The organism is Pedobacter sp. WC2501 (assembly GCF_052682415.1).
Genome location: NZ_JBQZFI010000001.1, coordinates 5,594,189 through 5,610,433, shown reverse-complemented (window position 1 = coordinate 5,610,433; position 16,245 = coordinate 5,594,189). Strand labels below are relative to the sequence as shown.

Annotated in this window: 11 protein-coding genes; 7 read left to right on the top strand and 4 right to left on the bottom strand. The window is 39.4% G+C overall.

Annotated elements, in window-relative coordinates; all coding sequences use genetic code 11:
• Window positions 1-20: 20 nt before the first annotated feature.
• Entirely contained in the window at window positions 21-2,366 is a 2,346-nt protein-coding gene (locus ACUN24_RS23415) for a beta-L-arabinofuranosidase domain-containing protein (protein WP_445564711.1), read from the top strand.
• A gap of 178 nt (window positions 2,367-2,544) precedes the next feature.
• Here the strand turns inward: ACUN24_RS23415 and ACUN24_RS23410 are convergent, their stop codons facing one another.
• The 4 genes from ACUN24_RS23410 to ACUN24_RS23395 all read right to left on the bottom strand — a co-directional run bounded on the left by ACUN24_RS23410 (window position 2,545) and on the right by ACUN24_RS23395 (window position 7,511).
• Window positions 2,545-2,898, bottom strand: coding sequence for a hypothetical protein (locus tag ACUN24_RS23410; RefSeq protein WP_445564710.1), 354 nt, complete (start codon window positions 2,896-2,898; stop codon window positions 2,545-2,547).
• A gap of 1 nt (window position 2,899) precedes the next feature.
• The gene (locus tag ACUN24_RS23405) at window positions 2,900-3,592 is read right to left on the bottom strand and encodes an ADP-ribosyltransferase (protein WP_445564709.1); all 693 of its coding nucleotides are present in this window, start codon (window positions 3,590-3,592) and stop codon (window positions 2,900-2,902) included.
• 363 nt (window positions 3,593-3,955) lie between these two features.
• Entirely contained in the window at window positions 3,956-5,497 is a 1,542-nt protein-coding gene (locus tag ACUN24_RS23400; protein ID WP_445564708.1) for an alpha-N-arabinofuranosidase, read from the bottom strand.
• A gap of 13 nt (window positions 5,498-5,510) precedes the next feature.
• Window positions 5,511-7,511 carry an alpha-L-arabinofuranosidase C-terminal domain-containing protein gene (locus tag ACUN24_RS23395; RefSeq protein ID WP_445564707.1) on the bottom strand — a complete coding sequence of 667 codons (2,001 nt, stop codon included), beginning with the start codon at window positions 7,509-7,511 and terminating at the stop codon, window positions 5,511-5,513.
• Between the two features lie 493 nt (window positions 7,512-8,004).
• Between ACUN24_RS23395 and ACUN24_RS23390 the strand changes: the two genes are divergently transcribed.
• From ACUN24_RS23390 to rhaM, 6 genes are all read left to right on the top strand, one after another.
• Window positions 8,005-9,858, top strand: a complete 1,854-nt coding sequence (locus ACUN24_RS23390) for a rhamnogalacturonan lyase (protein ID WP_445564706.1) — start codon at window positions 8,005-8,007, stop codon at window positions 9,856-9,858.
• 26 nt (window positions 9,859-9,884) lie between these two features.
• Window positions 9,885-10,652 (top strand): rhamnogalacturonan acetylesterase, encoded by a 768-nt coding sequence (locus ACUN24_RS23385; RefSeq protein ID WP_445564705.1) that lies wholly within the window; start codon window positions 9,885-9,887, stop codon window positions 10,650-10,652.
• 123 nt (window positions 10,653-10,775) lie between these two features.
• On the top strand, window positions 10,776-11,567 hold the full coding sequence (locus tag ACUN24_RS23380) for a rhamnogalacturonan acetylesterase (RefSeq protein WP_445564704.1): 792 nt from the start codon (window positions 10,776-10,778) through the stop codon (window positions 11,565-11,567).
• Between the two features lie 95 nt (window positions 11,568-11,662).
• Entirely contained in the window at window positions 11,663-14,566 is a 2,904-nt protein-coding gene (locus ACUN24_RS23375) for an exo-beta-1,4-galactosidase (protein WP_445564703.1), read from the top strand.
• Between the two features lie 20 nt (window positions 14,567-14,586).
• Entirely contained in the window at window positions 14,587-15,714 is a 1,128-nt protein-coding gene (locus ACUN24_RS23370; protein WP_445564702.1) for a glycoside hydrolase family 88/105 protein, read from the top strand.
• A 222-nt stretch (window positions 15,715-15,936) separates the two neighbouring features.
• A complete protein-coding gene (gene rhaM, locus ACUN24_RS23365; RefSeq protein WP_445564701.1) occupies window positions 15,937-16,245 on the top strand; it encodes an L-rhamnose mutarotase in 309 nt (102 codons plus the stop codon).

Sequence of the window (16,245 nt, the reverse complement as noted above, 5' to 3'; positions counted from 1 at the left end):
ACAAAATATTACCTAAAAAGATGAAAAAAATAATAACTGCCGTTTTAATTACCGCTCTATGTGGAACTGTTTTCGGGCAAACTGCATTACAGTCATTTAGTTTAGCAGAAGTCCGTTTGCTTGCTGGCCCCTTTAAACAGGCTCAGGAAACCGATAAAAAATACATGTTATCGCTGGACGCAGACAGGCTTCTGGCGCCATATTTAAGGGAGGCGGGGCTAAAACCAAAAGCAGCATCTTATGGTAACTGGGAAAACACCGGTTTAGATGGGCACATCGGCGGACATTATTTGTCGGCGCTGGCTTTAATGTATGCTTCCACCGGCGATGCCAAGGTGAAGGAGCGGATGGAATATATGATTGCCGAGTTGGATAAATGTCAGCGCCAAAATGGAGATGGATATCTGGCTGGAATCCCGGACGGTAAGGAAATCTGGAAAGAGATTAAAGCCGGAAACATCAAATCATCCAGTTTTTCGTTAAATGGAAAATGGGTACCCCTGTATAATATCCATAAAATTTATGCGGGACTGTACGATGCGTATGCAGTTGCGGGTAATGCCAAAGCAAAGCAGATGCTTATTAAGCTAACTGATTGGTGTGTTGACATGGTCTCCAATTTATCCGATCAGCAGATACAGGAATTATTAAAAAGTGAACATGGCGGATTAAATGAAACTTTCGCCCATGTTTATGCAATAACAGGCAACCAGAAATATCTTCAATTGGCAAAACGATTTTCGGATTTATCCATTTTAAATCCACTATTAAAAAATACAGATGCCCTGAACGGTTTACATGCAAATACGCAGATTCCGAAAGTGATTGGTTTTGAGCAGATTGCTTTACTGGATAAAGATGCTGCCTGGGCAAATGCAGCTGCTTTTTTTTGGAAAACGGTAGTAGAACACAGAACAGTAGCCATCGGTGGAAATAGCGTAAGAGAACATTTTCATCCGGCCAATGACTTTTCTTCAATGACAGAATCGCGCGAAGGGCCCGAAACCTGCAATTCTTACAACATGTTGAAGCTTACTAAACAGTTGTTTTTAGCCGCTCCTTCAAACACTTATCTCGATTATTACGAACGTACACTTTACAATCATATCCTTTCTTCGCAAAGGCCGGAAGGTGGTTTTGTGTATTTTACTCCAATGCGGCCAGGGCATTACCGTACCTATTCCAATCCGCAGGAAAGTTTCTGGTGCTGTGTAGGTTCAGGATTGGAGAACCATGGCAAATATGGAGAACTGATTTATGCACACAATGCGAATGATATATATGTGAATCTTTTTATCCCTTCAACCTTAAATTGGAAAGAAAAAGGTATTCAGCTTGTACAGCAAACACTTTTTCCAGATGCGGAGAACACGACAATCAAACTGCAGTTAAAACACAAACAACGTTTTGCCTTACATTTCCGCCAGCCTGCCTGGGTAGAACATGGGAAAATGGCTGTGCTGGTAAATGGAAAAAAAGTAACCGTTAAAAGCGAAGCAAATGGTTATGCCAGTATCGATCGTATCTGGAGTACAGGCGATGTTGTTAATATTGCTCTGCCGATGCATACCACTACTGAGTTTATGCCCGATGGTTCTGATTGGGTAGCCTTTCTCCGTGGACCGATTGTACTTGCTGCGGCAATGGATACTTTAAAACAGCCAAATTTAACCGCTGATGGCAGCAGGATGGGGCATATTGCTTCGGGTACTTTATTTCCGATCAGCGATGCACCATTGGTTACCGGGGCTAAAAATATGCTGGCAAATGAAATTACGTTGACCGATAAAAAGAGTTTAACTTTTAATGCCCGAAATGCAATCTATCAACCAAAATACAAATCCTTAAAATTAGTTCCTTTTTATACCCTGGCTGAAAAACGGTATGTGGTTTATTTTCCTTACAGCAGCGCTGAGGCATTGCCGGAACGGGCAAAGGCGATTAAGTTGGCAGAAGAAGAAAAGATGAAGATTGAGCAGGAAACCGTCGATCTGATCAATACGGGGGAGCAGCAGCCAGAGTCTGACCACAATTTTAAAGGTGAACAAACCGATAACGGAACGTTTCAGGAAAGGCATTTCAGGAGTGGAAAAGCATGGTTTAGTTATGTACTTAAAAATAAAGACCTATCTGGAAATAAGCTCCGTTTAACATATTTTGGAAAGGAAAAGAACAAAAGTTTCTCTATTCTGATCAATGGTGTCACCGTTGGAAATGTAAAGTTGGATGGGAGCAAGGGTGATGTTTTTTATACTCAGGAATATCAGATTCCAAAAGCGCTGTTAAAAGCAGATGTAGAAGTAAAATTTGTTGCCGGTCAGGGATCGGCTATTGCCAATATATATGAAGTGAGGTTGGTGAGATAGAGGACTGATTTTAGTAATCCTTCATTCTTATTCCGTGGTCTGTGAGACACAGACCACTGGAGTTATTCAAATCGATCGTCATCCTGAACTTGTTTCAGGATCTACGGGTCAGATTTTGAAGTTAATGTATTCAACTAAAACGATACTAAAATAAGTTCATTAAAATATGCAGAGAAATTTATTTTGATTCGAATGCAGATTGTGATTTTTTACCTAATCTTTGGCCTGCTTTTTCTATATCTTTTAAATTTGTTTCGCCACTTGCAAGCTCAAGTAATTCCTTTTGCATGTTCAATTTGGCGACGAATTTCATCAGACGTAACTTTTTTTCTTTTGAGCCGGAAAAGTTAAGTTTAAGGTATTGCTGAATAAACGTTGAAAATGAATCAATTAGTTGTTCTTTTTTAGCAACATATGATTGACTTTTATATTCACCATTTATAAAAAACGAATCAAACATGATTTTCGTTATTTCATGTAATTCTTCATTATCAATCTGATTTGTTTTTTCTACTGCTTGTAATGTTGTCATCTTATACTTCCTCCATCGTTATAACCGTTTGGTTGGGTTCTTCAATAATCTCTAATATATTGAAAGATCTACCAGACTTAAACAAAACTTCCTTTTCATTCGGTGGATTATGTTTACCAAATTTACTGATTTTTTCAATTTCTTTTCCTGTTTTTGAATATATGACAAATTTGGTGTTTTTTCCAAATGCTAAGGCTGTTAACTCCGATTTTGTAGTTGATATAAATGTGTATTCGGTTATAGGGACACCTTCTTTTTCAGCTTTTACATATTTTTCCAGTTCAAAAGCATTTAAATCTGCACATCTGAATACCTGCCCTTCATAGTTATCTATTTTCGTTAATGAATTATTTAGTACAGAAGCAAACTCATTACTTTTCATCCCTTTTGAAGACCTTAGCAATTCATTAACATTTTCATAGCCATCTTCTGTATATTTATAAATAACAGCCTTTTCATATACGGTTAGATTAGGGAACTCTATGTTCCTATCGCTATTCTGTATACAATCAATATCACGCTTTAAGTATTTTTTTGCGTAAAGTTCTGCTTTGGTCAAATTATAAATCGTCTTTTTTATACTAACATACTTAAAATTATAAATAAAATAAAGGTTTTTTTTCCTGTTAAAATGATAAGTGTATTTTCGGTTTTGTAGATATACACCGCTGTGATTATCCAATGCAATCGTCATCCTGAACTTGTTTCAGGATCTATAAGGAAGATTTTGAAGTGAATATATATAGACTATAAAGATGCTGACCTGTAGCGAAGCGGAAAGCTACGCAGTAAAACAAGTTCAGCAGGACGCACGGAGGGGATTTATCAAATTAAGGTTATTAATTAAGGCGTCATTTCGGTTCAAATAGCTATCGGATGAAGTGCAACGAAATGGAGAAATCTTTTTCACAAATTTAAGTGGTCTGTGAGGACACAGACCACGGAAGGGGGAGATTGTGCTTCAGCACTAAAAAGACCTAATAACAACCGTCCAAAAAGCCATATTAATTTTTTCATGAATCAGGACAAGACTTTAAACTTTCTTGTCCTGAATAAATTATTTTAATTCCAGTACAACAACAGATTGAGCAGGTAATTCTACTTTTAATGAATTGCCTGATTTTTTTGCACCCGTAAATTTTGCATTGTGCACTTTGTTCAAATCGTTAAATGTATTTACATCAGTTAGTTTAGCTGAAGTTAAAATCTGTCCTGTAACTGTACTCCATTTCAAGCCATCTAAAACCGTACTCAGTGCAATTTTTTTGTTCGGATCTAAATTAACCAAAGAAATATGAATGGCACCACTGGCATCCTGCGAAGCAGAAACGTTTAAGGCAGGGATTTTTTGATCACCTACAACATAATCAGGGCTGGTAAAGGCAATCGGTAGATATTTGGCATCCTGATGCACTTTGTAAAGATCAAAAACATGATAAGTAGGGGTAAGGATCATTTTGTCTTTTTCAGTTAGGATTAAAGCCTGCAGCACATTTACAGTTTGTGCCAGGTTAGCCATTTTAACACGATCGGAGTGGTTATTAAAGATGTTTAAGGTCGTTCCTGCAATTAAAGCATCGCGTAAACTGTTCTGCTGATACAAGAAACCAGGGTTAGTTCCAGGCTCTACATCTGTCCAGATTCCCCATTCATCAACTACTAAAGCAACTTTCTTTTTAGGATCGTATTTATCCATTATCGCGGAGTGTTTGCTTACCAGTTCTTCCATATGTAAGCAGTTTTTCATGGTCGAAAAGTATTGTGCTTCATCAAATTTAGTAGCCGATCCTTTTTTGCCCCAGTTTCCTGTTGGGATGGTGTAATAGTGTAAAGTTAATCCCCACATTTGGTCGCCAATATTTTTCATACAGGTTTCTGTCCAATTGTAATCACCTGAATTAGCTCCACTGGCAATTCTTTTTAGCGGAGCACCCGGATAGTTGCGTGCATAAGTGGCATACCTGCGGTATAAATCAGAATAGTAAGCAGGGGTCATGTTGCCACCGCAACCCCAGCTTTCGTTACCTACACCCCAGAAAGAAACTTTCCATGGTTTTTCTCTTCCATTTTGGCTGCGGATGGCCGTCATCGGACTTACGCCATCAAAATTCAGATATTCTACCCATTTGGCCATTTCTTCAACAGTTCCGCTGCCTACATTACCTGCAATGTAAGGTTCGCAATCCAGCATCTGGCAAAGATCTAAAAACTCGTGCGTGCCAAAGCTATTGTCTTCTGTTACGCCGCCCCAGTTGGTGTTAACCATTTTCGGACGTTGGTTTCTCGGTCCAATGCCATCTCTCCAATGGTATTCATCAGCAAAACAACCTCCCGGCCAGCGCAGGTTCGGAACTTTTATCTTTTTTAATGCCTCAACGATATCTAATCTTATTCTACCTTTATTAGGGATTGTCGAATTTTCATCCACCCAAAAGCCATCATAAATACAGCGGCCCAAATGTTCCGAAAAATGACCATAAATGTGCTTGCTCACCACTTGATCGCCTGCAGGTTTAATGGTTAACTGGGTTTCATTTTGTGCATGCACTAAAATCGAACTGCAGAATACAGCCGCAGATAAGAGAAGTTTTTTCATCATGATTTCGTTAAATCTATTGGTTAAATGGGATTTTGATCACGTTAAAAGAGTAAGGTTTTAACGCGATGTTTAATTTTTTGCCTTTTAGGTTAATCGTGCTTTTTCTCGGACTTACCGCTTCAGGATTTTCGAAAGAATTAACCTGAGTAAGGTTGCTGTTCGCTATTTCCTCATTAGTGGCCTTCTTTTTTAATTTTATTTTTCCTTCAAGGTCAAAATCAATGTTCTGCGATTGATCGGAGTTGTTGGCGATTTTAATGATCAGTTCTTTTTTGGCCTGATCGGTTACAGCAGAAGCATAAAGGCCATCCTGACCGATAATGTTCTTCTCGTCAAGCGTAATTGCAACTACATCCGTTCCCTTATTGGTAGAAAACTGTTTCTGTACATAATAGTCAGGTGTTCCGTACGATTTCAGGTTATCTACCCAGATCATATCTGGTGCCCACTGCCAGGCGTCAATATTAGCAAAAAGCGGGGCATAAGAGGCCATCTGTACCACATCGGCATTGCGCTCTAAACCTGTCATCAATGAAGCCGAAGCTAATGCACTTTGCCAGTTATTGCGGTTACTTCCAACTATACTATTGTCTGCATGTACTGCATATTCGCCAACAAAAACCTTCGATCCGTTTCTTGGGTAGTTATCATAACGTCCGGCATTTTTTAAAAACCAATCGGCAGAGCGGTAATAATGCTCATCAATAAAATCAGCATTATTGCTTCTTAAAGTAGTATTCAATAAGTTAAAGCGATCTCCTTCGGGATCGGTTCCCGAGCTGTTGATCAGTTTAAAATCGGGATATTTTGCCTTGATGGCTTTAGTGAAAATGGCTAACCTTTCCAGGTATTGTGGCCCCCAGTTTTCGTTGCCAACACCCATCATTTTTAAATTGAAAGGTTTTGGATGACCAAGATCTGCCCTCATTTTTCCCCATTTGGTAGTTGCATCGCCATTGGCAAATTCAATCAGGTCTAAAGCATCTTGTACATAAGGATCAAGTTCGTCAAGTGAAGCTACTTCTGCAGTGTTAAATTGACAAGCCATACCGCAATTTAATATCGGCAAGGCATCTGAGCCTATATCTTCTGCCAGTTGGAAATATTCGAAAAAGCCTAAACCAAAACTCTGGTAATAATCTGGTGCTGAACGATTTGCGAATTCAGTATTCCAGCGGTTAATAATCAGTTGTCTGTTTTCAATCGGGCCAATGGTTTTTTTCCACTGGTAGCGGTTGGCCAGATCTGTGCCTTCTACAATACAGCCGCCTGGGAAACGGACAAAACCGGGTTTCATATCGGCCAGTAACTGCACCATATCTGCCCTTAACCCTTGTGGACGGTTTTTCCAGGTATCACCAGGGAAAAGGCTAATCATGTCCAGATCAATGTTTCCATTTCCTTGAAACAGGATGGAGAATTTAGCTTTTGGATCGGTTTCAGTAGCGGTAAAACTTGCCGATTGTTTTTTCCAGTCGCTACCCGTTTGATCAGGAGTTAAACTTCCTTGTCCAATAATTTTATTGTTCGCATCTTTTAACAACAGCACGAGTTTAACACCTGGAGTTGATTGGCGATACATCAATGAAAAATCGTAGCGTAATCCTTTTTTTACACCGATACCTTTAAATCCTTCATTTACGAGCTCAAAATCGTCGGTTTGTTTTTTTACCTGTAAATATCTGGGATTTGCAGTATTTACCTCTTTGCGGTTTACTACCAATATTTCGCCTTCTTGCTGTTTTTTCCGCTGGATCGTCCAGCCCATTAGCGGTTTTGCAAATTCGAAAGAGCGGTTTTTGATGAGTTCAGCATAAATACCGCCATCGGCGCCAAAGTTAATATCCTCAAAAAAAACACCCCACATGTTCGGTTGCACTTTGGCAATAGAATGGTCTGTTTTAACTTTGATCACTTTTGCAGTTTGTGCCTGCACTTCTGTAGTATAGCCAATTCCAATTGCATACGCTATGCATGCCGAAAACACACTTTTTACAGGGTAATTTAATTTCATACGGTTTAATATTTGGAAGATCCTAAAGGTAAAAGTAAAATATTTAAAATAATAAACGTTAACTAAACATTTATTTTTTTTCTTTTTCAGCTATTTTGTTTTTAAATTCTACAATCTTTGCATTAGCGAAAATGAGATAAGCAAAGAAATATAAATGGAATGTGTAAAAGGCTTCAGTAAAGTAAATTTTGCTTGATGTTTAAAATTTTTTAGCAGAAATCTTTATTATAGCTTATTGTCATTTTCGAAAAGCAGGATACTACAGGATGCGACTTAAAAATATACTATTTACATTGGACATAAATCTTTAATAGCGGTTACCCGGCAGTTGTTAAATTTACTAACCAAATCATGCATTGATGATCCTTCGTTTCTTAGATATTCTGGTATTGATCAAGCTCATTGTAATTACCGATAAAAGAGTAGCTATATTGGCCAATACTGCCTATAAAGCGAATCGATTCTATTTTTTAATTAAGCTTGTACACAAGCCATGATGACCAAAACCATTACAGTTTCCTGCTTCATAATCAGCTTGTTCTTTGCGACTAAGCTTTTCGGCCAGCGCCAAATGGAAAAACTGGGCCGTGGTGTAATTGCCGTACGGCAAAATAACGATTCTGTTTATGTAGGCTGGCGGATGCTGGGTACTGATGCCGATGAAATTGCTTTTAACCTGTACCGCAAAACTGGAAATAACGAAGCCATAAAACTTAACCATAATCCCATTACCAAGAGCACTAATTTTGTTGATGCAGGCGTTAAATTCGATCTTCCGAACAGTTATTTTGTAAAACCGATTTTAAAAGGCACTGAATTAGAAGCCAGTAAACCTTTCAGGTTGCCAGCCAAACCACCTATTCAGCAATATTTAACGATTCCTTTAAAAACACCAGCAGGTTACACGCCTAACGATGCTTCAGTAGGCGATTTAGATGGAGATGGTGAATATGAAATTGTATTGCATCAAACTGGCCGGAGCAGGGATAACTCATCAAACGGTATTACCGATCCGCCGATTTTTCAGGCTTATAAATTAGACGGCACTTTTTTGTGGGAAATTAATTTAGGGAAAAACATCCGCGAAGGAGCACATTATACTCAATTTATGGTGTACGATCTGGATGGCGATGGCATTGCCGAAGTGGTATGTAAAACTGCTGATGGAACAGTAGATGGCAAAGGAAAAGTAATTGGCGATGCGACTAAAGATTGGCGCAACCCGAATGGTAAAATATTGGATGGCCCTGAATTTTTGACTGTATTTAGTGGTAAAACCGGAGAGGCATTAGCCACAACAGATTATATTCCTGCCCGTGGCAATATTGGCGCCTGGGGAGGCAAAGGTGGGAACGGTAAAAATGATAATACGGGTAACCGGGTAGATCGGTTTAATGCCTGCGTGGCCTATTTAGATGGTATTCATCCAAGTGTAGTGATGTGCAGAGGTTATTACGGTAGAACGGTTTTGGTGGCCTGGGACTGGCGTAATGGTAAACTAACTTCCCGATGGGTATTTGATAGTAAAGATGGTAAAAACTCTTTTTCCGGGCAGGGCAATCACAATCTTACAGTTGCAGACGTAGACGGAGATGGAAAGGATGAGATCATTTATGGTTCGATGTGTGTGGATGATAATGGGAAAGGATTATATACCACAGGATTGAGGCACGGTGACGCCATTCATGTTTCAGATCTTGATCCGGAACACCCTGGCTTGGAAGTTTTTGGTGTCCATGAAATAGAAGAAGGTACTAAAGGCCCTGGTGCGGCCGTTTATAATGCGAAAACTGGCGAAATATTGTGGAAAGGATCACCCGACAAGGATGTAGGCCGGGGAGTGGCTGATAATATTGACAATAGCCGTTTCGGTGGGCAAATGTGGTGGTCGGGATCTAACGGATTATATGACATGAAAGGCAATAGAATTGGGAATCAGCCAAGATCAACTAATTTTTTGATTTATTGGGACGGTGATTTATCGAGAGAACTTTTAGACGCAAACCACATTGATAAATACAATGGTGGCAGGCTTTTTACGGCTGATGGAGCTGTTGCTAACAACGGAACCAAATCTACACCAGCATTAAGTGCCGATATTTTTGGCGATTGGCGTGAAGAGCTGATCTTAAGATCTTATGACAACCAAAGTTTACGTATTTATACCACCACAATACCGACAGTACACCGCAATTATACTTTAATGCACGATCCGCAGTACCGTTTAAGTATCGCCTGGCAAAACGATGGCTACAACCAACCGCCGCATACCAGCTTTTATTTCGGCTTCGGAATGAAGAAAGCACCAAAACCCAATATCACACTCATAGAACCCAAAAAATATTAATTGTACCATAATAATCATAAATAAAAATGAAAAAATATAGCTTTATCCTATCAGGAATGATCATCATTATTTTTGCTTTTGCCTTTATCGCTCAACATAAGCCCGCCCTGCATACCATTGGCGATTCTACAGTTCTCAATTGGAACAAAGAAACCTGGGGCTGGGGAACGCCTATTGCTTCCCTTTTCGATACCACCAAGATTCATATAGAAAATAACGCCATACCCGGAAGAAGTACCCGTACCTTTTTGTCGGAAGGCAATTGGGACAAAGTTTTGGAAACATTAAAACCAGGCGATTTCGTTACCATGCAGTTCGGACACAACGACGGAAGCGTACCTGATACTACAAAAGCCGGAAAAAGAGGTGTGTTAAGAGGAACTGGTGAAGAAACCAAAGTATTAACCTGGCCAGATGGAAAGGTAGAAACTGTACATACTTATGGCTGGTATATCCGCAAATTTGTACGCGAAACCAAAGCAAAAGGAGCCACACCAATTGTGCTTTCCATGATCCCAAGGGATGTTTTTAAAGATGGTAAAGTGGTTCGAGCCAATAACGATTTTGGAAAATGGGCCGCCGATGTTGCCAAAGAAGAAAATGCTTATTTCGTTGACCTGAATAAAATTACTGCTGATAAATATGATGCCCTGGGGCCAGATAAAGTAAAAGCGTATTTTCCAGGCGACCATACCCACACCAATTTGGAAGGTGCAAAAGTTAATGCCGCATCTGTTGTAGAAGGAATTAAAGAATTAAAAGGCTGTAATTTGAAAAAATATCTTCTTAAATAAAGGAGAAAGACTAAAGCTAAAAGACCAAAGGCAATATAAATCTGTGTAATCCAACAATCGGTGTAATCATCCCGAAGGTTGTAATCCAATCATCTGTATAATCAACCCTGTAGGGCAATAATCATGAAATCAAACAAATACCTACACCTCATTCTCTTAACTGCTTTTATTATTTTTTCTTCCTGTATCATCTTAAAACAACAGGAAAAACCAACTTTATTCCTCATTGGCGATTCGACCGTTAAAAACGGAAAAGGAAAAGGCGACGGCGCTTTATGGGGCTGGGGAAGTTTTATCGGAGATTTATTCAACAGCGAAAAAATCAATGTTGAAAATGATGCACTTGGCGGTACCAGCAGTCGTACTTTCCAAACCAATGGTTTGTGGGGTGCTGTTTTGGCAAAAGTAAAAAAAGGCGATTTTGTAATGATGCAGTTTGGCCATAACGATAGCAGCCCGCTAGATGACACCGCCCGTGCCCGTGGTACCATAAAAGGTATCGGAATGGAAAGTAAAGAAATTTATAACCCGATTAAGAAAAAGCAAGAAGTGGTTTATGCTTATGGCTGGTACCTGCGCAAATTCATCAGTGATATTAAAGCAAAAGGCGGAACAGCGATTGTTTGCTCACCAATTCCACGCAATCCGGTTAAAGATGATGCTGTAGTTTTAGCCAACGACAGTTATGCCAGCTGGGCAGAAGAAGTTGCAAAAGCCGAAAAAGTCGATTTTATTCCATTGAACCAAATTATTAAAGATAAATATGCTGCATTAAGCGCGGCTGAGGTGAAAACTTTTTTTACCGAGAAAGACCATACGCATACCAATGAGGCAGGAGCGAAGTTAAATGCAGCTGCTGTTGTAGAAGGCCTGAATAAATTAAAATATAATAAATTGAATAGCTACCTGAAATAAGTCATGGGGCAGGATACTACAGGATGCTTTCCTGCAGATATTATCTTATTTTAACGGCCTAACCAAATACCAGCGGTGATAAACCGTTCAATTTTATGCATATACAGGTTAACCGAGTTTTCAAAGTACTGATGAGCATTGCTTTTATATTTTTAAGCATTACGCAAACACATGCCCAAAACATTTCACTTGCTGGTAAATGGCGTTTCAAAATTGATGCTAAAGACGAAGGCATTAAAGGAAAATGGTATTCCGCCATTCTTCCGGAATCTGTTCATCTGCCAGGCTCAATGGCTGAAAATTTAAAGGGCGACGACATTACCTTAAAAACAAAATGGACCGGAAGTATTTACGATAGCTCCTACTTTTTTCATCCCCGCTTAGAAAAATATCGAAAACCTGGTAACCTGAAAATGCCTTTCTGGTTAACCCCCGCCAAACATTATACTGGCGCAGCATGGTACCAGAAAGATGTCTTAATCCCAGCCAATTGGAAGGGTAAAAGAATGGTATTATCTCTGGAATACCCCCATTCAGAAACGAGGGTTTGGATAGACGATATTGAAATTGGAACACAGTATACCTTTGTGGTTGCGCAGAATTTTGAACTCCCGGCAAATTTAAAGGCAGGAAAACATACCATCACTTTATTAATCGACAATCGCATCAAAGCGATCAATGTAGGGCAGGATTCACATAGTTTAACTGACCATACCCAAGGCAACTGGAATGGTGTAGTCGGTAAAATGGAGATAATTGCCAGTTCGCCTGTTTATTTTGAAGATATCCAGGTTTACCCTGATTTAAAGAAGAAGTCAGCGAAGGTTAAAATTCAACTTAAGGCCAGTGCCAATCAATCTTCTGCAGGAAAAATTATACTTTCTGCCAGTAGTTTCAATACCAAAAACGTACTGCAGGTAAAACCCGTAACAGCAACTTATCAGATCACAAACGGCGAAGGTAGCTTAGAAATCAATTTGCCAATGGGCAATAAAATAGCCACCTGGGATGAGTTCGATCCCGCATTGTACCGTTTAACAGCAACTTTACTATCGAAAGATGGCAAAAAAGACGAGAAAAAAGTTCAATTCGGCATGCGCGAGTTTAAAGCTGTAGGCCGAACTTTTGAAATTAATGGTCGTCCGGTTTTTTTACGCGGTACGGTTAACAATTGCGAATTTCCGTTAACCGGTTATCCGTCAATGGATGTTGCCGCCTGGGTACGCATTTTTAAAATTTCGAAGGCTCATGGGTTAAACCACATGCGTTTCCATTCGTTTTGCCCGCCTGAAGCTGCTTTTATCGCTGCAGATCAAATCGGTTTTTACCTTCAGCCAGAGGGGCCAAGCTGGGCCAATCATGGTACTTCTATCGGAGATGGAAAACCGATCGATCAGTTTATTTATGATGAAACCAATCGAATGACTAAAAACTATGGCAATTATGCATCCTTTTGTATGATGGCCTATGGTAACGAACCGCGCGGCAGACAGGTTGAATACCTGACTAAGTTTAATAATTATTGGAAGGCAAAAGATTTGAGAAGATTATACACAGGCGCTTCAGTTGGTGGTAGCTGGCCGGTTATTCCAAACAACGAATATATGGTTCGGGCTGGTGCAAGAGGTTTAGATTGGGGCAGAAAGCCAGAAAGTATTTCTACTTATGCTAAACAGATCGAGCAGTTTACAGTGCCTTTTGTAGCACATGAAATGGGGCAATATTGTGCTTTCCCAAATTTCGATGAAATAAAAAAATACACGGGTGTTTATCGTGCAAAAAACTTCGAGATGTTTCAGGAAGATCTCAAAGACCATGATATGGCCGATCAGGGACACGATTTTTTAATGGCTTCGGGTAAATTACAAGCCCTTTGTTATAAAAATGAAATTGAAAAGGCATTACGCACACCAAATTACAATGGCTACCAGTTATTATCGCTAAATGACTATCCAGGGCAGGGAACCGCACTTGTTGGTGTTTTAGATGCCTTCTGGGATGAGAAAGGTTATTTTACCGCTAAGGAATTTAAGCGCTTTTCTAATAGTACAGTACCACTTTTAAAAGTTTCGAAATTTGTATTTACAAATAACGAAACCTTAGAAGCTGCGGTAGAAGTGGCACATTTTGGGAAAGCACCAATTGAAAATGCAAAACTCTCGTGGACACTCAAAGATGAAAGCGGCGTAAATGTGGCCAAAGGTAATTTCAGTCCTAAAACCTTGGCTGTTACCAATTGTATTGCGATCGGAGAAATTAAATTTCCATTAAGTGGTATCACAAAAGCAACACAACTAAAACTGGAAGTTACCATCGATGGAACTGAATTCGCCAACGATTGGAATTTCTGGGTTTATCCTGCGCAGTTGCCATCGGTTAAAAGCAATGTGTACTATTGCACTAGTTTAGATGATAAAGCCCGGTCCGTTTTAGCAGATGGTGGCAATGTTTTTCTCAATGCAGCTGGCACAGTGGTAAAAGGAAAAGAAGTGGTGCAAACCTTTCTTCCTGTTTTCTGGAATACCTCATGGTTTAAAATGCGTCCGCCACATACTTTGGGTATTGTATGTGATCCAAAACATGAAGCCTTTAACAACTTTCCAACCGATTATCACAGCGATATGCAATGGTGGGAAATCGTAAACAAATCGCAGGTAATGAACCTCGAAGATTTTCCTTCAGGATTCAGGCCGATTATTCAACCTATAGATACCTGGTTTTTGAACCGCCGTTTGGCATTGGTTTTCGAAGCAAAAGTAGGTAAGGGGAAATTAGTGGTTTCAAGTGCTAATCTTTCGCCTGATTTAAAAGATACTCCTGCTGCACAACAGCTTTATTTCAGCTTACAGCAATATATGATGTCTGATCAGTTTAATCCAAAATATGAAGTGGCTTTTAATACCGTGAAAGATATTTTCGAAAGTCCGTCGAAAATTCAGTTCGATACCTTTACAAAAGATAGTCCGGATGAGTTAAAACCAAAACCTAATTCCAATTAATCGATAAGCGAAATATCACCATGAAGAAATTTATACTCAGCTCCGCTCTGATTCTCAGCATATTTACACAGGTGCTTTTTGCACAAAAAATCCCCAATAAAAAGGAGGTTTTAAAAGTATTGAAATTAACGAATGCTTATTTCATGAATAAATGGCCAGATGCGGGGAAGTCGATTATAACCAATAGAGAGCGGCCAAGCAACATCTGGACAAGGGCTGTGTATTACGAAGGATTGATGAATCTTTATAAAATTCATCCAGAAAAAGCATATTACGATTATGCAGTTCAATGGGGCGAAAAACATAACTGGGGTTTAAGAAATGGTATTACTACAAAAAATGCCGACGATCAGGCCTGCGGACAAACCTATATTGATCTTTACCTGATCGATAAACAACCCGAGCGCATTAAAGACATTAAATCCTCGATCGATCTGATAATCAAATCGGGCAAGGTAAACGATTGGACCTGGATTGATGCCATACAAATGGGAATGCCTGTTTTTGCCAAACTCGGTAAATTATACAACGATACCAGCTATTACAATTACATGTACAAAATGTATATGCATGCTAAAAATACCGAGGGTGGTGGCTTGTACAATGCCAAAGATGGCCTTTGGTGGCGCGATAAAGATTTTGTGCCCCCTTACAAAGAACCAAACGGAGAAGATTGTTATTGGTCAAGAGGAAATGGATGGGTTGTGGCTGCACTGGTACGCGTGTTAGAAATTATTCCTGAAAATGAAGCTCACCGCAGTGAATACTTAAAAACCTATCACGAAATGATCAAGGCATTGGTTCCCATTCAGCGTGCCGATGGTTTCTGGAACGTAAGTTTGCATGATGCGACCCATTTTGGTGGTAAAGAAACCTCTGGCACTGCTTTATTTGTATATGGCATGGCCTGGGGTGTAAATCATGGTATTTTAGATAAGGCCACTTATCTGCCGATTATTACCAAAGCCTGGAACGCCATGGCGAGAGATGCTGTTCAAAAAAATGGTTTTATTGGTTTTATGCAGGGAACAGGTAAGGAGCCAAAAGACGGACAGCCGGTAAGTTACACCAGCATGCCTGATTTTGAAGATTATGGTTTGGGTTGTTTCCTATTGGCCGGAACAGAGGTATATAAGCTTAAAAAGTAACTGAGATGAATTTCAGATATTTAGGAAAAACACAGACCATGAATATTTGTCATTCTGAACATAGTGAAGAATCTTTAAGCATAGAACACAGGTTTAGCTAAAAATATCGGACAAGAATGTAGGTGAAGGACTTAATTTAAATGCTTATCGGTTCAGGATTCTTCACTACGTTAAGAATGATAGGACTGGTTACTAAAACTCATTAAAAATAAAATTAAAAACATGAAAATTGCATTCAAAATGAAGCTTAAGCCCGGTTTTAAATCAGAATATAAAAAGCGCCATGATGAGATCTGGCCAGAACTATCCGCTTTGTTAAAGGGAAATGGGATCAGCGATTATTCTATTTTTTTAGATGAAGAAACCAATACACTATTTGCCGTGCAACAACAAAATGGTAGCTCCTCGCAGGATTTAGGCAGTACCCGGATTGTGCAGAAATGGTGGGCCTACATGGCCGATATTATGGAAACCAATGCTGATAATTCTCCAAAGACATTTCCTTTAGAAATGGTTTTCCATTTAGATTAA